This is a genomic window from Phycobacter azelaicus, from assembly GCF_014884385.1.
GTDB lineage: Bacteria > Pseudomonadota > Alphaproteobacteria > Rhodobacterales > Rhodobacteraceae > Phycobacter > Phycobacter azelaicus.
On record NZ_WKFH01000001.1, the window covers coordinates 70455 to 88070 of the forward strand.

Consider the following 17616-nt stretch of genomic DNA (forward strand, 5'->3'; position numbering starts at 1 on the left):
GCATGAAATGGGCAGCAATATTTTTTGCTCTGATCGCCGTTTCTGCGGCAGGATGGTACATCCTGCAGCCGACCCACTCCCAGACGAGTACTCAGACGGACGAAAGAATGGCACTTCCCGCAGGTGCGCTTGCAACTGTCAGGCTGCCCCCAAGTTTCACCGAGCAAGAGCAAATCGGCAAGCGTGCCTATGGTGCGGCCTGCGCGACCTGCCACGGCGTCAATGGGCAGGGTCAGGACGGCGTTGCTCCACCGCTGGTGCACAAGATTTATGAGCCGGGCCACCACGGTGACATGGCGTTTGTCCTCGCAGCACAGAATGGTGTTCGGGCGCACCATTGGAAGTTTGGCAACATGCCAGCTGTCGAGGGCGTAACACGAGCAGAAGTATTGAATATCGTGGCATATATACGGGCTCTTCAAAGGGAAAACGGAATTAACTGAGTGACCTGTCGACCTGAGGCAAAAGCATAACAGCCATCCAGTAGATAATAACTGTCATCAACGGGGAGAGAAACGAATGAAACCTAAATTTATCGCAACGCTAGCATTGGCATTGTCCGGAACAGGTGTTCTCGCCGATGGACATGCAACCGGCGACGCATCGGCCGGAGACAAGGTATTTAACAAGTGCAAGGCCTGCCACTCAATCGTCAGGACGGATGGTGACGTTATCCGAAAGGGTGGCGCGGTTGGGCCAAATCTTTATGGTGTGTACAACCGAACAGCAGGGACCGAAGAAATGTTTGGGAATAAATTTCGGGACTCTATTCGTGAAGCGGGCGAGAATGGCTTGGTCTGGAACGAGAGCGATTTCGTAGCCTATATTGCAGATCCGAAGAAGTTCCTCGCGACTTTTCTGAACGACAGCAAGGCGAAATCTGGCATGTCATTCAAATTGAAGAAAGAAACGGATGCCAAGGCAGTCTGGGCTTATCTCGTTTCGGTTGGACCGGAGGTTGAGGCCGATTAGATTTTTATTCGTTTGCACGGCTCTTTTTATGCTCGGTGCGCCCTTTGTAGCGGCTGAAGATGCCCCTCTGTTTCCAGTCAGACCACTGGTTGCACCGGTTGGGGATCACGCACGTGAACCCTCGCTTTCAACACTGCCCGATGGTCGGATCGTGATGAGTTGGACCGAAGGTAACAACGCCGTTCGGATGGCCCTGTTCGATGGCACCTATTGGACGGAGGCGCGTACAATTCATCAATCTGAGACACTGTTTGTGAACTGGGCCGACTTTCCGTCAGTCGTTGGGCTTAGCGATGGGACGCTTGCAGCGCATTGGTTGGAATTGAATGGGCCGGGCAGCTATCAATACGACGTAAAGATCGCTTTCTCCTTCGATGAGGGTTTGAACTGGACAACGCCAATCATACCCCACGATGACCGATCAAAGCGTGAACATGGTTTCGTGTCGCTAATCCCTGATGATAGCGCTGGTTTGACAGCTCTTTGGCTAGATGGTCGTGCATACGATAATCAAGCCGCAGACGACAGCTATGAGAATGCCATGCAGGTCCGCGCACGTCGCATTGCGCCGGACGGTTCAATGGGACCGGAAAGCCTGCTCGACCCACGCGCTTGTACGTGCTGTCAAACATCGGCCGTCCGCAAGGAAGCAGGTAACATCATAGCGGTTTACAGGGACCGAACAGCCGAAGAAATCCGCGATATTTCGGTTGTCAGGTTGGTCGAAGAAGAATGGACCGACCCCGAAACAATCTACGGCGACGGCTGGGAAATCGCAGGATGCCCTGTCAACGGACCTGCCATCGATGCGTTGGGAACGTACGCGGTAGTCGTGTGGTTCACCGGTGCCAATGGCGAGGCAAAGGCTCGAATTGCGTTTTCCAGGGATGGGGGCGCATCCTTTGAAGACCCGTTGCAACTCGATCTCGGCACACCCGCAGGTCGCGTAGATGTCTTGCAGATGGGTGACGGCAAAGCACTTGCTCTTTGGTTGGAGTATGCGAATGGCGGTGAAGCAATAGTCGTGTGTCAGGTGTCGCCGGAGAGCGGGTGTACTTCGCCACAAGCACTCCACATCAATCGTGGGCGAGAGTCGGTAGGATTTCCAAGGATTACGCGATCAGCAGCTGGCGTTGTCGTTGCGTGGACCGGGTCTGCACAGGGCAACTTGGCGGGGACAACCGTGGTTGGTGTCGAAGTAGCGATACCGTCTCCCGCAAGGTAATCTTCAGGACCAAAGCGACAAGTCGGTTCAAGGCTGTTCCATGGCGGTGAAAGTCAATATTCCGTCCTACTCTTAGAACCCCGCAAACGGATTATTCTAGCCTTGGAGGTTTATCGCTGCGCGAGGATCTCGTAGCCAAACAATCTGGTCACTAGAGCTTCGAAATCGTGAAATCTTTAGATCAAGAGCGCAACAATTGGACCGTCGAGGAATCGCTTCAAGATCGTCGGTAAACCATGGATAAAGATCCCGTCATTATTTACGGGACTGGTGTGATTGTTGTAGGTGCTTCAAGTTGTTGTGCGCCTTACTGTTTTCGAAAACATAGAGGTGGTCGCGGAAATTCGGACCAGTTGTTAAGGTGGATCGTATGACGAGAGAGACGATCCGAAATGGCAAAGAGAAAGACGCATACGCCTGAGTTCAAGGCGAAGGTTGCGCTTGAAGCGATCCGAGAAGAGATGACGCTGGCCGAGCTGTCGAAGAAGTATGGCGTGCATCCGAACCAGATCAGCACGTGGAAGCGGGCGGCGATCGAGAACATGGCCACGGCGTTCACCCGGCGAGGCGCTGATCCCGGGAAGGGGAAGGAGGCAGAGATCGAGAAGCTGCATTCGAAGATCGGGCAGCTGGTGGTGGAACGGGATTTTTTAGCGAATGCCTCGGTTCAACTGCTCGGGACGCGAGGCAAAAAATGGTGAGCAAGGATCATGAGCTGAGCCAGCGGCGGCAATGCAGGCTGCTGCAACTGTCGCGCTCGACGCTGTATTACCGGCCCAAGGGGGAGAGCGCTGAGAACCTGGCCTTCATGGAGATCATCGACAAGCAGTTCCTGGAGACCCCGTGGTATGGCTCTCGCCAGATGGCGCGGCACATGAAGCGGCAGGGTCACAAATGTGGCCGCCATCGTGTGCGGCGATTGATGCGCCTGATGCGGTTGGTGCCGATCTACCAGGAGCCCAACACCAGCAAGAAGCACCCGGCGCACAAGATCTATCCCTACCTGCTCAAGGGACTGGCGATCAACCGGCCCAACCAGGTCTGGTGCGCCGACATCACCTATATCCGGATGGAGCGGGGGTTCCTGTATCTGGTGGCGATCATGGACTGGTATAGCCGCAAGGTGCTGGCCTGGCGGCTGTCGAATACCTTGGAGGCAGACTTCTGTGTCGCGGCGCTGAAAGAGGCGCTGGCCAAATATGGCCCGCCGGAGATCTTCAACACCGATCAGGGATCGCAGTTCACCAGCAGCGACTGGACCGATGAGCTGAAGGAGGCCAAGGTGAAGATATCGATGGATGGCAAGGGCCGCTGGATCGACAATCGCATGATCGAGCGGTTGTGGCGGTCGTTGAAATACGAATGCGTCTACCTGCGCGCCTTCGAGACCGGGTCACAGGCCCGAGACGGTATTGGGAAATGGCTGGCCTATTACAACGCCGAGCGGCCCCACTCGACCCATGGCATATTGACCCCCGAAGAGGTCCATGTCAGCAAACCGGAACCCATGAAAATGGCAGCCTGATGTGAAACCCTGATCCACCTTAACTGGGCTGCATTCTGGTCGAAAAAGCAGGACCACCTCTCATGCTGCGAAGAGACAGCGAAGGTGGAGTTTGGACTTTGTGACATTTAGCCAGATTGAATGACCGCATTGGCAACTTGAGCTGCAACGCAGCGACAAACCTGCCGCATGCGCGAAGCCGTGCTGCGTCAGCGAAATATGAAAAACGAATGACGGCATTGTCCCGCGATGTGCACCTTTACCAAGCATAAGCGAAGGTCGGCATTAGCCGGAGAAGAAATAACATAAACTTCATTATGCGTCTTTATACTTGGTGTTGCGATAGTATAATATCGTATGTATGCTGGACTCCTCTCACGGAGGTTCCGCAGCATGCGCCATCTAATCAAGAAGCTCCTCCCCTCGGCCGCAGTCGCTTTGACTGTGACAGGTTTTGCGTTGCCGATACCCGCCCGCGCGCAGACATACCCGATCGATTGCGCGATCCTCCTGTGCCTGTCTGGCGGCTGGCCTGCTTCCGTCCCTTGCGCTCGGGCTCGCGCCGAATTCATTCGACGAATTACGCCTTGGCCGGTGGAACCGCCGCTTCAAATCTGGCGCTGTCCCATGGGCGCGTCCTATGAGAGCGATCGGCTATCAAACAACGCTGGCCGCATCTTTGAAGCCTTGTACCAGGTGGACAGCCGTCGACCGCTCCAATCCTTGCCAGTCGACGATCTCGTTCCCACCGACCAGGCACTCCGGTTCGTTCAGGATCGCGCGGACATCGATATCAGCGGACCTGAGTTCAACTTCGTGCGGTCCATCCGCGTCTTTGATGTTCGCTATGCACGGCAGCATGAATCCGGTCGTGACGGTGACTGCAACCGAAGCGCGACCGTGGTTCTCGGCACCTATGGGACTCAAGGCGATTTCTCATGGCAGCGATCTTCCATAACTGCCCTGCCCGAGGCGCATGTGGGACTTGAACGTTGGGGCCAGAATTGCCCGGGTATCTATCACCGATCTGTCTTCGTCGATTGGCGTGACTATGAGGGCAACTACGGCTTCGAACAGGTGAACTACTAGCGCTGACAAAGACAGCGGCGCTATCAAACTGCGGAAATTTGAGCGTGCTAAGTTACTCAAATACCAGCCGTTCGCTGCTGTCTGTGGTAAGGTCCGGAGGGCGGGACGAAGTGAGCGTTCGCATCTTAGTCGTGAAGGTCTGCTGTCATGTCGTCCACAATGAATATAGATTTTATTTATTGGCAACGAGGACCATCACTTGAACTTCAACGAGACCGACGAACGCAAACACTTGGCTATGATGCTTGGGCTCTTGTTGGAGCGTGCTTTTCCAGACTCATCGCAATTCGAGCACCAGTGCATGTCTGCGGGCGAAGCTTTGTCCCGATGCTTTCAGCACTTGGGAGCAGCAACCGACGACGGATGGTATATCCGGCTGAGCATGCCGAAGGACTGGATAACGAACAAGGCTCGTCTTGCAAAGATGACGGAGCTTCCTGCACTAGCTGACGTTCTTGAAGTCTTGCTTTCTTTTGAAGCGCAGTACGGCACCGTTCCTTTGGACTACAGAACCGGGCAAAGAGCTGATTTTGCTACAGATGTTTCGGCGCTTTTACGCCAGATGGGACTACTCGACCGCACTAGCAGACCAAATGAAGACTTTCTTCTGATGATGACGAACCATCACTTCATCAAACCCGTCTATGGCAATTGGGACGCCAAGATCGAGGTCTTGTTGAGAAATCTCGCAGTCAGAACCCTGGGCGGCGCCCCTGATGAATTTGCCGCCGTTGTTCAGCGCCGTTCCAAGCGTCCACTTACATGGGCAGCAGGTTACATGAATAGGCACTGGCGTTACGGCCATTGGTTATCGCAACAAGAAATCGTACGCTCGATTACCTACCATCATAGCGCTTTGCCAACTATTGTGACCAACACACTCGCCGAAGGCGGCAACACGGTCTTTGTGCCATCTGGTCACCTACAATAGGCAACAGGCAATCTCCATTTTTCCCCAAAGCAGCCGTTTGTACAATGTGCAGCATCTGTCAGTTTGGGCTCTCAACCGGCTTTCGCTGCCAGTTGTTCCAATGTCCGGTATGCTGGCAAGACCTTTTCGTGAAACGGGACCACCGCTTCCCAACCGACCCTATCCGCCGCAGCTTCTTCCGATCCGCGTCAATCCGTCGAAGTCGATTTCCAGTTTCTGTTCCGCAGTCAGATCCGGCCGGATTTCCGACACCGGCTGGGGCCCGTGGACGTCCCACATCACCGCATGCGAGCCTGCAGTCCAGCGATAAACCCAACCAACAATGCTGCACCCATCGGTCCCGATCAGATTGGCGATCGCGACGCCCTCACCTTTATCATCGTTCACTGTTTACTGACTTCCTGCACTGTGCGCTGAATTTGCGGCATGGTGTCTTAAGGCGCTCAATTGCGTCGCAGGCCGCACGTGGTGGATGTTCGCTAACTGCTCTTCCTTGCGGTAGCTGATCTCACGAGGGGACATCCAAAGCGGTACGCCCCAAAATTACATAGTTCTCAAATCTTGTGGTCGGGCTCCGTGGCGGCTTCGACAATCGACAGGACTTCATCTTTGTCAAAACCAATGACCCTCGCCAGAACTGTAAACTCCACGACGTCGATACGACGCTCGCCACTTTCGAGACGTGCCACAAATGACTGGTGGCGTTTGAGCTTCGCCGCCAACTGCTGCTGGCTGAGACCCGCATTTTGACGTGCATCAACCAACGCACGGACGAGCGCCAACTGGCCATTTGTTCTGATTGTCTTTGCCACGCGTCACATACCTTTTGTGACGTCGCTAGCGGATGAAATCTGTTATCTAAAAAGTAGATATTTGAGGGTGTTATCGGCGTCTGGTTTCCAAGGGATGCTAGCCTGGTGCATGCCCCGTGGCCCATCAATCCCCCACCAGTTCCAGAAACCGACCGTAATCCTGACTGACTTCACGGGCTTCTTCGAAAGCGCGCGCTCGCTCCTGCTCGAGGCAGCGGAAGTAGTCCTGAATGTCCGCGATGTAGACCTCAAAGTCCCGTCGGATGATGTCGGCATAATCCCGGGCGTCCTGCGAATCGCTTGGCACGAAGGGCCGGACGGGGGCGAGACAGGATTCCGCTTGGCTTGCGACCGGAACGAGCATCAGCAAGGCCGCAGCCTGCATCTTAACCCATCGGCTCAACCGCAGGTTTCTGAAACCCCTATTTTCCTTGATAGATGCCAATGACCATGCCTAGAGTCTGAGCAACCGAGATACAGCCATATCTGCTGAAATATATCCTTGCGGGTGATAATATACTATCGTAACTCTGGGCTTCAAGTGGGAATGCCTGGGGTCGCGCCATTGGAGAAAGCGTGAGCCGGGCCATGAACTGGGACATCGAAGCACCAAATGTGGTTACGGAAGCACGTTTCCGCGAACTCGTGGAAAGCGGCTATAGCGCAGAAATCCTGTGCCAAGAATCGGCACACAAGAAAGGCCCCAGCTATTACGGGGTCTGGATCATGCGTGTGGTCTCTGACGAGGGCGTGGAAAAGCTCCTCGTCACCGCCCGCACGCGGACGACCTACAACGATATCAAGATCCGCGAGTTCAAGACGATCTCCGGCGTGGTGTCTTTCTTCATTGGCCTTGGCTTTGCGCATGTCGACCTGCCGCTTGAGGCGGGTACAAGCCGTACACACAAACTTGCGCCGTCAGACAAGGGCACTGGCACCTAGCCTCGTCTGTCTCTGGCTGGTCGCAGCACCTGCCTCAGCGCAAATGGTCCTGGTCATGGAGCGCGACGGCTCTCTGACCCCGTCGCGCTCCCAGAATAGCTTTGCCCGGAACTACAATGACGGCATTGGTCAGGGTTCGGTCTCCGATGGGATCGCTATCTTCGGCGAGGTAGAGGCCGAGCAAGAGGGCGCCCAAGTCGCGGCCCTTGCCCGCCCGATTCCCCTGCCCCGCGCCGATGTCCTCTCCGGGATTCAGACCACGGCCTTGCGCTATGCCGGCCATCCCGGCCTGCGTCGCGCCGGGCTTTCCGTGACGGATTGGCTGGCTCTCTATCGAGCCAATATCGAGGTTGAGAGCGCCTATCGGCAGAATGCGATTTCAAGTGCAGGTGCCGTTGGCCTTGGCCAATTGATGCCAGCGACGGCGCGTGATCTGGGCGTCGACCCGCATGATCCGCTGCAGAACCTCGACGGTTCCGCCCGCTACCTCGCAATGATGCTGGAGACGTTCGGCGAGCCGCGGCTCGCGCTCGCAGCCTACAACGCCGGACCGGATGCGGTCCGTCAGTATGGCGGCATTCCCCCCTACCGAGAAACCCAGAACCATGTGGCCCGTGTCATGGCCGTCGTGGCCCGATTGGAAGGATCAAATTCATGAGACAGATTTCAAATCTATTCGTCGCCTCGCTAGCACTCTTCCTGCTCGTCGCGGAGCCTGCGCTTGCGCAAAGCATCGATCTCTCCCCGATCCAAAGCCTTTTGCAGGGCATCGTCGATGCGCTGACCGGCCCGCTTGGCATCGTCATCGCGACGCTCGCTGTCTTAGGCGTCTTCTTAAGCTGGTTCTTCAACATCATCGATCTCCGCCAGGCGCTTTGGGTGCTTGTCGGCATCGCCGGTGTCGCCGCCGCCCCCACCATCGTTGCCGCGGTCTTCGCAGGTGGCTGAGCGCTCGCCCCTCTTTCTGGGTCTCGTGCGGCCGCCCAAGCTTCTGGGCCTGCCCATCATGTATGCGATGGTCTGGCTCTTTGGCTCGGTGCTGCTCTTTGTCTGGATCCAGCACATCGCGGTTCTTGGCATCGCCGCCGTCCTCTACCCTCTGCTTTGGAAGGCTGCCGATTGGGACCCCCGTTTCATCGACGTGATGATGACGGCGCTGCAGGAAACGCCGCCGACACGCAACCGTAGAATCCATGGCGGGGACAGCTATGCACCCTAGTACAGCCTTGGACGAAACGGTCGATCTCCGCACAATGACTCCCGACTGGTATGCCCGCGAGACCCGCCTCGCGCATATGCTGCCCTATGTCAGCCTGGTCGATGACCGGACCGTGCGAACCCGGGTCAACGAGCTTTTCCAGTGCATCCGCCTCGATGGGGTCAACAGCTACACGACGGATGATGCCTATCTCGACAAGGTGACCGCGCTATTTGCCCGGATCATTGCGCAGCTGGGACCGGAGTTCAGCTTTTACGTCCACAAGGTCTCAAAAGCGATCACGCCGGACCTCGAGCCCCTGCGCGAGGACAGTTTTGCTGGAGAAGTTGACCGCCTGTGGCGTGCGAAACTCGAGAGCAGCGGCCTGCGCGACAAGACCCTGACGCTCACGGTCATCCATCGCCCGCCCCCGAAAAGCGTTCTGCCCTTCCTCAATCGCAGCGCCCCGGACCGGCTGAAGGAGGCAACCGAGAAACGCCTTCGCCGATTGGGCGAGGCCGTGAGCGTGTTCGTGTCAGGCCTAGCCGAGTTGAACCCGCGCGTGCTGACTTCCTGGAGTGGCGAGTTGATCGGCTTTCTGGGCGCGCTGAACACCGGCCAAGAACTGCCGCTCTATCCCGCGAACACCTACGGCTTTCTGTCATTCAACGTGGCCAACACCCGCGTGACGTTTCAGGGGGATCATTTCGAGCTTTCCGAAGGCGTCGTGGGGCATCGCTACGGCAAGAGCTTCACCATCGGGGAATACTCCGAAGCCACCTCCTGCACCATGTTCGACATGCTGAACCTGCCCGTCGACATGATCGTCACGCATTCTTTCACGCCGATCAATTCGAACCTCATGGCGGGTCGGATCAAGCGGCAAAAGCGCCAGATGCAAGCCAGCCAGGATGCGGCCCTCTCGCTCATGGAAGCGCTCGACATCGCCGCCGATGATCTCGAGGCCAAACGCCAGAGTTTCGGCGAGCACCACATGGTCGTGACGATCTTCTGCGATACGCTCGACGAGCTACAGACACTCAGCGCCGAGATCGTCAACGCCGCCGCCGCCGAAGGCGTGAAGATGATCGGGGAGCGGGTCGCCGCCAAGGCGCATTACCTCAGCCAGCATCCGGGCAACCAGCCCAAGCGGGTGCGCGCCAGTGCGATCACCAATCGCAACTTCGCGGATTTCGCGGCGTTTCATCGGACCCAGCTCGGCAAACCGGCGGAGAAAACACCCTGGGGCAAGGTTATCACCTACCTGCCCACGCCCGAACAGAGCGCCTACCGCTTTTCCTATCACGAGCAAGGCAGCCCCCACAAAGAACCGACCAGCGGGCATACGTTGATCTTGGGGCGGCCTGGATCGGGCAAATCGGTTCTTTCGGCCTTTCTCATGACGCAAGCCCGTCGAGCAGGGGCGCGGATCTTCGTCTTCGACTACCGTCTCGGAATGGAGATGGCGGTCCGCGCCAATGGCGGGCGCTATGCGTCTTTGAAAGCCGGACAACCCACCGGCCTAAACCCGCTCTGGACTGAGGTCGACGCGCGCGGCACGGCCTGGCTTTCAGACTGGCTCGCCACCCTGCTCTATCGCGCCGACAAGCCGCTGACGCCGGCACAGACCAACCGCATCCAGGAAGTCGTGCGTCAGAACGCGCAGGCCTCCAATCCGGCCCTGCGGAACTGGCGGGATTTCGCATCGCTTTTCGTGTCAACAGATGATGGCGGCGATCTGCACCAGCGATTGCTCGAATGGACCGAAGAGGGCCGCTACGGCTGGATCTTCGGGCAGACGCTGGAAGACACCTTCTCGCTCGAAGGAGATGTTGTCGGCTTCGATCTCACCGGCATTCTCGACAGCGAGGCCGAGAAGGAACGCATGGCCGTCCTCTCCTATCTCTTCCGCCGGGTCGAGCGCGAGATCGAGGATCGTCGCCCCACAATCATCGTGATCGACGAGGCCTGGAAGGCGCTCGACAACGCGTATTTCGCCGAGCGGCTCTCGAACTGGCTCGTGACCGCACGCAAACAGAACACCGTCGCTGTGATGATGACGCAATACGCCAGCCAGCTCGAGCGCACCCGAACCGGCAAGACCATCGTCGAGGCGGTGCCGACGCAAATCCTGCTTCCGAACATCCGCGCCCATGCGGCCGACTACGCGATGCTGAACCTCTATGAGAAGGAACTCGACGTGCTTCTCAACACTGGCAGCGACAGCCGCTTGGCCCTCATCCGCGACGACCAGGGCTCGATCGTCATTGATGCCGATCTGAGCGCCCTCGGGCCCAATCTCACCATCCTCGGCGGCATGGAAAAAGGCGAGGCGCTCGTGGGCGCCGATTACCGCGACCGCCCAGACTTTTGGAGGCTTTCATGATTCGTACCCTGTTTCTTCTCACCGCGCTCGGCGCTTTGGCCTCCTGCGCCCAGTACCAGGAACCGCAGGCGAACTGCTTCACATTCCTCGCGTCCACGGCACCTGTCGCGCCTGATTGCACCTTTACGCCTCTAGATGCGCCGGAGGGCGACATTGAAGTCTAGCCTGCCTCATATCCTGGCACTTTGCCTGCTGCCCGGTCTCGCCTTGTCTCAGGGCGTGCCGACCAATGACAGTGGGCTGACCGCGCGTGACATCGTCGAGACTGGCGATCGCGAGGCTGACTTGGCCGTTCAGGCCGACAAGCTTGCCGTGCGCGAACTCATTGCCGAGATCGAACGGGAGCAGCTGGAAACCCTGCAACGCATCCTCGATGCCCAGACCAGCTTCGGCGGTCAGGGCCTGCCCGCCATGGTCTCGGGGCTGGAAAGCGGCAGCGGCGATCCCGACCGCGCCGTGGCGGCGGTCTATGGCACGGGCAAGATCGATCCCAATCCCGGCGGTGCGCAGATGTTCGGGGACGCCGCCGAGAACATCGAGCAGCTCATCATCCGCGTGGCTCAGGAGACCAGCGACTTTGCGGGTGTTGGACGCGCAGGACTCTCCCCCGTCCAATGGCGCGCGCTGCTGCAAGCGCTCATCTGGCAGGAAAGCCGGTTTACGATTGGGGCACGGTCTCCCGTCGGCGCCTATGGTCTCACACAGATCATGCCTGGCACGGCCAGCGATCTCGGCATCAACCCGGAATATTATGACAGCCCCTACCTACAGGTGCATGGCGGCGCGCGCTATCTCGCGACCCAGCTCAACACATTCGATGGCAACATCATCAACGCCCTCGCGGCCTATAACGCCGGACCCGGCCGGGTTTTCGAGTATGGCGGCGTGCCGCCCTTCCGCGAGACCCAGCATTACGTCCAGGTGATCCCCGAACGCTATAACCTCTATTTGACGCGTATCGGCGGGATCGACGCACTTGGCACGATCGATCCGGCGCTTCTCGCCAATGCCAACCTCTCGCTCACTGGGCACGGCGCGGCCTTCTATGGCAACAACTCACCCGCCGCGATCAGGCAAGCCGCCCTACGTATTGCGGATATCGTCGAACGGATTTCCGAGACCGAGGATGTGCAGGAGAGCGTTGCGCTCAACACTTATGCCCGCGCCGAACTCGTGCGCCTCGTCGCTGCACGCATCCGGCTTCAGGCCGCCCGCACCCGCGTGCTCTCCGCCGCAGAGCTGGCCCAGGCCAGCGCCCGCATGGCCGAAGGCGCGTTCATGGATTTTACGATCAGGGAGATTGAATGATGGGACATCTGCTCTTGAGGACGGCCTTGGCCACGACACTGGGGATCGGTCTGCATCTTGGCGCCCTATCCCCTGCCCTCGCGCAAGGCGTGCCCGTCGTCGACACCCAGAACATCGCGCAAAACATCCAGCAGCTCCGGCAGATGATCGAAGACGAGATCCTGCAAAACGAGCAGCTGACGCAGCTCCGCGAACAGCTCGGCCTTCTCACGGATCAACTCGCGGAGCTGCAAAGAACCTATGAAGCGCTCACCCGACTTGCCGAGCTTCCCGAAATCATCCGGACGGAAATGGAAGACGAGTTGAACGGTCTGCTCGACCAAGAGTTCGGGGACATCCTCGCCACGATTGAGGCGATCAAGACTGGGGATTTCTCTGGCCTGTCGGGCTCCAGCGCGGGCGAGATCGAAACCCAGATGGACCGGGTACTGGCCGATCTCGGATTTGACGATGACACCCTCTCGGAAATGGCCACCAGCGGCAATCCGGGCGCGAACCGCGTGGCGACGCAGGCCACCACCGGCGCCCTTGTCTCGGCGGCGGCCCAGAACAGCTATGAGGATGCCGGCCAATCGCTCGAGCGGGTCGACCGCCTTGTCGGACTCATCGACGACATGGACGAACTAAAGGAAAGCATCGATCTCAACACGCGCGTGACTGCGGAGCTCGCCATTGCGCTGGTCGCCATGTGGCAACTCGAAGCCATCCAGACCGTGGGCGATGGCACCGGCGGTGTGATCGATGCCGCCACCATCGCAGAGGAGCAGCGCTTCATGGACTTCACGCTGCCGGATCTGCGCGCAGACTGACTTGGGGTGTAACGCGTGGCGAGTGAACAGGAAATCATCGAAGAAGAGCTGGTCTATGGTGCCCTGCGCCGCGAACGGCTCTGGCAACGCCTTGGGCTCATCGGCCTCATCTTCGGCATTCTCGGATGCCTGAGCGCTGCCGCAGTCGCAATCCTCGATGTCGACCCGCCCCCCGTCGTTGTCCCCTATGATCCCGCCACCGGCTTTGCACTCCCCGAAGCCTCGGTGGGCGCCTCCTCGGTGACCGCCAACCAGGCGATCATCGAGGCGGAGGTGTTCCGCTATGTGACCGACCGGGAGGTCTACAACCAGCTCGACAACGATCTGCGCATCCGCAGCGTCCTGCGCCGCTCGGACGGAGCTGCCGAGAGCGGGCTGCGCCAGATCTGGAACAGCGCCAACGAGAATTACCCGCCGACGGTCTATGGCCCCAATGCTCGGCTCGACGTGGAAATCCTCAGCATCAACCGGATCGGAACCAACCGCGCGACGGTCCGCCTGCGCAAGCGCCTGACGTCCATTAACGGCACCCAGACCGGGCTCTTCACCGCCACGCTTCTCTTCGAGTTCCGCCCCGAAACCCGCCGGTCCATCGATGAAGTCTGGACCAACCCGTTTGGGTTCACCGTACTCGAATATTCCATTCGCTCCGACAGATTGGAGAACTAATGCGTTTCTGGAATTCAAATCAAAGAACCTTGTCGCCAATGTCCCGAGAGCGCGCAGCGCGGCAGGGTATTGGCGACGCTCCTTGTTCCGGAAACGCATGGTTGATCAATAGGTTCTTTGTTGCTGCCATATTTGTTTTGCTGCCCGGCCTTGCCTTTGCCGAAGCGATCCCGCGCGGTGGTCCAAATGACAGTCGTGTGCGGCTGGCCACCTACCAGGAAGGCCAGGTCTACCGCCTCAGCGTGTCGCTCACCCATGTGACCACCATCGAGTTCGGCGAGGGTGAAAGCATCCGCTCGATTATCGCGGGCGACACGGAAGGGTTTGAGATCGATGGCGTCCCCGGTGGTCAGGCATTTGCAATCAAACCCGTCGCGCGCGGCGTACATACCAATGTGACGGTCTACACGAACAGGCGCAGCTACTATTTCAACGTCGAGGAGGTCCGCAGCCCAACCTTCTACGTGGTGCAGTTCCGCTATCCGGAGGACGATGCGCGCCCGACCCGGGCCATCGCCGCCCAAGCACCAAACTACAATTACGGTGCCAGCGCGCGGACCGAGTTCACGCCAACCCGCATCTGGGATGACGGGACGTTCACGTATTTCGCCTTTCCAAGAAACGCACCTGTGCCAGCGATCTTCCGCTACGCGGGCGGCCGTGAACGCACGGTCAACACGCAAACTCCTGAAGACGGCGTGATCCGCGTCAGCGGCGTAAACCGCCAATGGGTCCTGCGACTTGGCGAAGAGGTGGTCTGCATCGAGGCGATCCCGCCCGCGGAGGCCGCCTCATGAGCGATACCGAGAACACCGAGCTGGAAAAGCGCCTCGCCGCCCTTGAGAAAGGCAGTGCCCGCGCCCCCACGGCGGCGCAGCGCCGGTCGCCCCTTCTCGCGCTGATCGTGGTCCTCGTCATCGGCGCGGGTGGTGCCCTGCTTTATCTTCTCTCACAGCCCGACGAAGAGGAAGCCTTGCCGACGGCCACCCCGGATGTCTTCCAAAACGAGGGGGACGGCTTTGGCGCCATCGAGACCTTGCCCCCGCCCGAGCCCGAGCCCGAGGTTGTGTTTGTCGGACCGGATCCAGTCGAGCCCAACGCGGAGCTTCTGGCGCAGATCACCGCGCTGCAGGCCCAGATCGAGGAGTTGCGCAACGCCCCTGAACCAGTTGTCGAGGAAGACACCGCTGCCGCAGATGCGATTGACGCGCTGACCGCGCAGATCGCGGCCCTGCAAGCCGCGTCGGAAACCGCGCAACAGCAGTTTCGCGATGAGCTCACGGCGCGCGACCGCGAACTGGAGCAACTCCGCATGGACCTTGAGCTCGCGCAGCTTGAGGCCAACCGCCCTGCCCCCGCGCCGTTGGGCCCATCTGAGGACGAGCTGCGCGCACGCGAAGAAGAGCGACTGCGCCGCGAGGAAGAAGCCCGGCGCATGGCCGAGCTGGAGCGCCGCGCCGCGGAGGAACGCGCCTTCCAGGAACGGCGCATCACCTCGCCCACCATCGCTTTTGGCGGCACGTCTGGCGCAAATGAGACGGCCTTGACCGAACGCACCTTCGGCGAAGTGACGGATTTTGTGCTGAATGGCGCACTGCCCACGTCGGTGACTCAAGCCGAGGTCATCGCAAACCCGTCCAACACCATCATTCAGGGCACGATGATCCAGGCCGTCATGGAAACCGCCCTCGACAGCTCCCTGCCCGGCCAGACCCGGGCAGTTGTCTCCGAAGATGTCTACAGCGTCGACGGCTCTCGTCTCCTGATCCCGCGTGGGTCCCGCCTCATCGGGCGGTATCGCTCCGGCGTTGATATCGCGCAGCGCCGGGTCACCATCGCCTGGGACCGGATCATGCTACCCGACAACCAGACGATCCAGATCAGCTCTTTCGGGGGTGACGAATTGGGCCGCTCCGGCGTGACCGGCTTTGTCGACACGCGCTTCGATGAGCGTTTCGGCTCAGCGGCGTTGATATCGCTGATCTCCGCCGCGCCAAGCGCTGCTGCTGCAAACGTCCAGGATGAGACCGCCGCGGACGTGCTCGAAGACGTGGGCGATGATCTGGCCGATGCCACGGACAGCGTCATAGGCGACTACCTCTCCATCGGCCCCGTCATCTATGTCGACCAAGGGGCCCGCGTCACGGTGATGGTCGACCGCGATCTGGAGATATTCTGAGTCCATGTCGCTGAGCTATCTCGAAACCTCCCTCGACAGGATCGACGCCGCCGCTCGCGACGATGTCATCGAGATCTGCATCAACCCTGATGGCAGCTGCTGGGGCGAGTTCCAGGGCGATCACTCCATGCGAGAACTGGAACGGCAGCTAACCGCAACGGAAGTGAAGGACCTCGGCAACCAGATCGCCTCCTCCGCCAACACCACAATGAGCAAAGACCGCCCGATCGTCTCGGTCTCGATCACCTACAAGGGCCGCCCGATCCGGGCACAGGTCATCACCCCGCCTGCCGTGCTCTCGGCGATGTCGATCAGCCTTCGGTTTTTTTCAAGCCTGCCGCTCGATGGCATCGCGCTCGACTTTCTGTATGGCAAAGAACGCAAGCTCGAAGAACTGCGTCTCGAGAAGACGCGGGAACTGCGCGACGTTGTGGCCGCGGGCGTGATCGACGATGCGCTGGCCTTTTGCGTCGACAACAAGCTCAACATGATCGTCTCTGGCGGCACCTCCACCGGCAAGACCGTGGCTGCGCGCAAGATCCTCTCGCACGTGCCATCCGAGGAACGCATCGTCACCATCGAGGAAGCCGCCGAGCTTCTGCCGACCCAGCCCAATGCCGTGACCCTCATCGCCAATCGCGATGCGGAGTTCCAGACCGCCGATGTGCTGCTCACCGCAACGTTGCGCATGCGCCCCGACCGGATCATCCTGGGCGAGGTGCGCGGCAAGGAGGCCATGACCTTCCTCGAGGCGATCAACACTGGCCATGGCGGCTCAATGACCACGCTGCACGCAGAAACCCCGCAACTTGCCGTGCAGCGTCTGGCCATCGCCGCGCTCAAGACCGAGATCCCCATGACCTATGCCGACATGATCCAGTACATCGAGAACTCCATCGACGTAATCATCCAGGCCGGTCGCCACGACGGCAAACGCGGCATCACTGAATTCTACCTCCCCGGCGCAACCGAGATCGGAGCTTCCCAATGAAGACCTTTGAATATGACATCCTGACCTTCCCGATGAGCCGCAAGACAGGTGAATTTGAGATGAAAAACGTTCTGAATGCCCGAGGCGCAGAGGGATGGGAAGTCGTGTCGTTCACTTCATCGGAATACGCTAACGTTGGCTACACGGTATTTTTGAAGCGGGAAACGACTGCGGCCGAGGCAAAGGCATGAATTCGGCGCGGCTAACTCTTGCGCTAATCGCGCTGGCCGTGAGCCTACTGGCTGTCCCCGCCTTGGCAGAGCGCAATATGGTGCCGACCCTCGATCGCAGCTTCGACGTCTGTGCAGACCGGCCCACCGAGCCTGCCTGGATGCATGAGATCCCCCTGCGCCAAGCCTATCAGCGGGTTCTGGTTCAGGACATCTATCGCGCCCAGAATCTCGAGCGGGTCGTTGAGATCGGCAACTGCGACTGCGCGACCCGGTTCCCGTCCTGGGACGCTGCAGAAGCGGTATTTCGGGAGAGATACGCCAGCGACGAACGATGGGAAATGCTGGAAGCCTCGGACGCCTACAACAGTCGTGCCAACGACGTTCGCCTCGCGGCCAAAGCGATCTGCGAAGCCGCAGGTAACTGGTGA

General features: G+C 59.2%; 23 protein-coding genes. 20 read left to right on the top strand and 3 right to left on the bottom strand.

From position 1 onward, the window contains the following. Positions 1 to 2 precede the first annotated feature (2 nt). The 6 genes from INS80_RS00370 (at position 3) to INS80_RS00395 (ending at position 5721) form a co-directional block, all read left to right on the top strand. Positions 3 to 443, top strand: coding sequence for a c-type cytochrome (locus INS80_RS00370; RefSeq protein ID WP_027238597.1), 441 nt, complete (start codon positions 3 to 5; stop codon positions 441 to 443). Positions 444 to 519: 76 nt separating this feature from the next. Continuing rightward, entirely contained in the window at positions 520 to 972 is a 453-nt protein-coding gene (locus INS80_RS00375; RefSeq protein ID WP_027238598.1) for a c-type cytochrome, read from the top strand. A 154-nt stretch (positions 973 to 1126) separates the two neighbouring features. After that, positions 1127 to 2197, top strand: a complete 1071-nt coding sequence (locus INS80_RS00380; RefSeq protein WP_096708181.1) for a sialidase family protein — start codon at positions 1127 to 1129, stop codon at positions 2195 to 2197. 392 nt (positions 2198 to 2589) lie between these two features. After that, a protein-coding gene (locus tag INS80_RS00385) for an IS3 family transposase (RefSeq protein ID WP_226892492.1) occupies positions 2590 to 3722 on the top strand; the annotation gives its coding sequence in 2 pieces (ribosomal slippage) (positions 2590 to 2857 and positions 2857 to 3722; 1134 coding nt in all). A gap of 372 nt (positions 3723 to 4094) precedes the next feature. Further along, complete coding sequence (locus INS80_RS00390) at positions 4095 to 4790, top strand: hypothetical protein (protein ID WP_226892493.1); 696 nt, start codon at positions 4095 to 4097, stop codon at positions 4788 to 4790. Between the two features lie 199 nt (positions 4791 to 4989). Continuing rightward, positions 4990 to 5721, top strand: coding sequence for a hypothetical protein (locus tag INS80_RS00395; RefSeq protein WP_192963704.1), 732 nt, complete (start codon positions 4990 to 4992; stop codon positions 5719 to 5721). A gap of 159 nt (positions 5722 to 5880) precedes the next feature. On the opposite strand, the gene INS80_RS00400 is transcribed toward INS80_RS00395, so the two are convergent. The 3 genes from INS80_RS00400 to INS80_RS00410 form a co-directional block, all read right to left on the bottom strand. Further along, positions 5881 to 6108, bottom strand: coding sequence for a hypothetical protein (locus INS80_RS00400; RefSeq protein WP_192963705.1), 228 nt, complete (start codon positions 6106 to 6108; stop codon positions 5881 to 5883). Positions 6109 to 6275: 167 nt separating this feature from the next. Further along, the gene (locus tag INS80_RS00405; protein ID WP_192963706.1) at positions 6276 to 6533 is read right to left on the bottom strand and encodes a helix-turn-helix domain-containing protein; all 258 of its coding nucleotides are present in this window, start codon (positions 6531 to 6533) and stop codon (positions 6276 to 6278) included. A gap of 124 nt (positions 6534 to 6657) precedes the next feature. Next, entirely contained in the window at positions 6658 to 6918 is a 261-nt protein-coding gene (locus tag INS80_RS00410) for a hypothetical protein (protein ID WP_192963736.1), read from the bottom strand. A gap of 203 nt (positions 6919 to 7121) precedes the next feature. Here INS80_RS00410 and INS80_RS00415 point away from each other — a divergent pair, with 203 nt between their 5' ends. The 14 genes from INS80_RS00415 (at position 7122) to INS80_RS00480 (ending at position 17616) form a co-directional block, all read left to right on the top strand. Beyond that, entirely contained in the window at positions 7122 to 7475 is a 354-nt protein-coding gene (locus INS80_RS00415) for a hypothetical protein (protein WP_192963707.1), read from the top strand. Positions 7476 to 7518: 43 nt separating this feature from the next. Beyond that, positions 7519 to 8133 (top strand): lytic transglycosylase domain-containing protein, encoded by a 615-nt coding sequence (locus INS80_RS00420; RefSeq protein ID WP_192963708.1) that lies wholly within the window; start codon positions 7519 to 7521, stop codon positions 8131 to 8133. Continuing rightward, positions 8130 to 8423 carry a TrbC/VirB2 family protein gene (locus INS80_RS00425; RefSeq protein ID WP_192963709.1) on the top strand — a complete coding sequence of 98 codons (294 nt, stop codon included), beginning with the start codon at positions 8130 to 8132 and terminating at the stop codon, positions 8421 to 8423. The genes INS80_RS00420 and INS80_RS00425 overlap by 4 nt, the downstream gene beginning before the upstream one ends. Beyond that, positions 8416 to 8694, top strand: coding sequence for a VirB3 family type IV secretion system protein (locus INS80_RS00430; RefSeq protein WP_192963710.1), 279 nt, complete (start codon positions 8416 to 8418; stop codon positions 8692 to 8694). The genes INS80_RS00425 and INS80_RS00430 overlap by 8 nt, the downstream gene beginning before the upstream one ends. Beyond that, positions 8684 to 11059, top strand: a complete 2376-nt coding sequence (locus tag INS80_RS00435; protein ID WP_192963737.1) for a VirB4 family type IV secretion/conjugal transfer ATPase — start codon at positions 8684 to 8686, stop codon at positions 11057 to 11059. The genes INS80_RS00430 and INS80_RS00435 overlap by 11 nt, the downstream gene beginning before the upstream one ends. Then, positions 11056 to 11223: a hypothetical protein gene (locus tag INS80_RS00440; protein WP_162841715.1), complete on the top strand. Its 168-nt coding sequence runs from the start codon at positions 11056 to 11058 to the stop codon at positions 11221 to 11223. The genes INS80_RS00435 and INS80_RS00440 overlap by 4 nt, the downstream gene beginning before the upstream one ends. Positions 11224 to 11278: 55 nt before the next feature. After that, a complete protein-coding gene (locus INS80_RS00445) occupies positions 11279 to 12367 on the top strand; it encodes a lytic transglycosylase domain-containing protein (RefSeq protein WP_369411344.1) in 1089 nt (362 codons plus the stop codon). Further along, positions 12367 to 13176, top strand: coding sequence for a type IV secretion system protein (locus tag INS80_RS00450; RefSeq protein ID WP_058320114.1), 810 nt, complete (start codon positions 12367 to 12369; stop codon positions 13174 to 13176). Before INS80_RS00445 ends, INS80_RS00450 begins: the two co-directional genes overlap by 1 nt. 15 nt (positions 13177 to 13191) lie before the next feature. Next, a complete protein-coding gene (locus INS80_RS00455) occupies positions 13192 to 13845 on the top strand; it encodes a VirB8 family type IV secretion system protein (protein ID WP_058320091.1) in 654 nt (217 codons plus the stop codon). Between the two features lie 101 nt (positions 13846 to 13946). Then, positions 13947 to 14642 carry a TrbG/VirB9 family P-type conjugative transfer protein gene (locus tag INS80_RS00460; protein WP_058320090.1) on the top strand — a complete coding sequence of 232 codons (696 nt, stop codon included), beginning with the start codon at positions 13947 to 13949 and terminating at the stop codon, positions 14640 to 14642. Then, positions 14639 to 16024: a TraB/TrbI/VirB10 family type IV secretion system protein gene (locus INS80_RS00465; protein WP_192963712.1), complete on the top strand. Its 1386-nt coding sequence runs from the start codon at positions 14639 to 14641 to the stop codon at positions 16022 to 16024. Before INS80_RS00460 ends, INS80_RS00465 begins: the two co-directional genes overlap by 4 nt. 4 nt (positions 16025 to 16028) lie before the next feature. Further along, positions 16029 to 17015 (top strand): ATPase, T2SS/T4P/T4SS family, encoded by a 987-nt coding sequence (locus INS80_RS00470; protein ID WP_035252582.1) that lies wholly within the window; start codon positions 16029 to 16031, stop codon positions 17013 to 17015. Beyond that, positions 17012 to 17206 (top strand): DUF4177 domain-containing protein, encoded by a 195-nt coding sequence (locus INS80_RS00475; protein ID WP_035252579.1) that lies wholly within the window; start codon positions 17012 to 17014, stop codon positions 17204 to 17206. Before INS80_RS00470 ends, INS80_RS00475 begins: the two co-directional genes overlap by 4 nt. Then, positions 17203 to 17616, top strand: coding sequence for a hypothetical protein (locus tag INS80_RS00480; RefSeq protein WP_035252576.1), 414 nt, complete (start codon positions 17203 to 17205; stop codon positions 17614 to 17616). The genes INS80_RS00475 and INS80_RS00480 overlap by 4 nt, the downstream gene beginning before the upstream one ends.

Excerpts from the sequence above, each read along its gene's own strand:
- INS80_RS00410 (WP_192963736.1), bottom strand. The coding sequence starts at position 6,918 with ATGCAGGCTGCGGCCTTGCTGATGCTCGTTCCGGTCGCAAGCCAAGCG.
- INS80_RS00480 (WP_035252576.1), top strand. The coding sequence starts at position 17,203 with ATGAATTCGGCGCGGCTAACTCTTGCGCTAATCGCGCTGGCCGTGAGC.
- INS80_RS00420 (WP_192963708.1), top strand. The coding sequence starts at position 7,519 with ATGGTCCTGGTCATGGAGCGCGACGGCTCTCTGACCCCGTCGCGCTCC.
- INS80_RS00465 (WP_192963712.1), top strand. The coding sequence starts at position 14,639 with ATGAGCGATACCGAGAACACCGAGCTGGAAAAGCGCCTCGCCGCCCTT.
- INS80_RS00415 (WP_192963707.1), top strand. The coding sequence starts at position 7,122 with ATGAACTGGGACATCGAAGCACCAAATGTGGTTACGGAAGCACGTTTC.
- INS80_RS00450 (WP_058320114.1), top strand. The coding sequence starts at position 12,367 with ATGGGACATCTGCTCTTGAGGACGGCCTTGGCCACGACACTGGGGATC.
- INS80_RS00375 (WP_027238598.1), top strand. The coding sequence starts at position 520 with ATGAAACCTAAATTTATCGCAACGCTAGCATTGGCATTGTCCGGAACA.
- INS80_RS00475 (WP_035252579.1), top strand. The coding sequence starts at position 17,012 with ATGAAGACCTTTGAATATGACATCCTGACCTTCCCGATGAGCCGCAAG.
- INS80_RS00440 (WP_162841715.1), top strand. The coding sequence starts at position 11,056 with ATGATTCGTACCCTGTTTCTTCTCACCGCGCTCGGCGCTTTGGCCTCC.
- INS80_RS00435 (WP_192963737.1), top strand. The coding sequence starts at position 8,684 with ATGCACCCTAGTACAGCCTTGGACGAAACGGTCGATCTCCGCACAATG.
- INS80_RS00425 (WP_192963709.1), top strand. The coding sequence starts at position 8,130 with ATGAGACAGATTTCAAATCTATTCGTCGCCTCGCTAGCACTCTTCCTG.
- INS80_RS00380 (WP_096708181.1), top strand. The coding sequence starts at position 1,127 with ATGAGTTGGACCGAAGGTAACAACGCCGTTCGGATGGCCCTGTTCGAT.
- INS80_RS00470 (WP_035252582.1), top strand. The coding sequence starts at position 16,029 with ATGTCGCTGAGCTATCTCGAAACCTCCCTCGACAGGATCGACGCCGCC.
- INS80_RS00370 (WP_027238597.1), top strand. The coding sequence starts at position 3 with ATGAAATGGGCAGCAATATTTTTTGCTCTGATCGCCGTTTCTGCGGCA.
- INS80_RS00390 (WP_226892493.1), top strand. The coding sequence starts at position 4,095 with ATGCGCCATCTAATCAAGAAGCTCCTCCCCTCGGCCGCAGTCGCTTTG.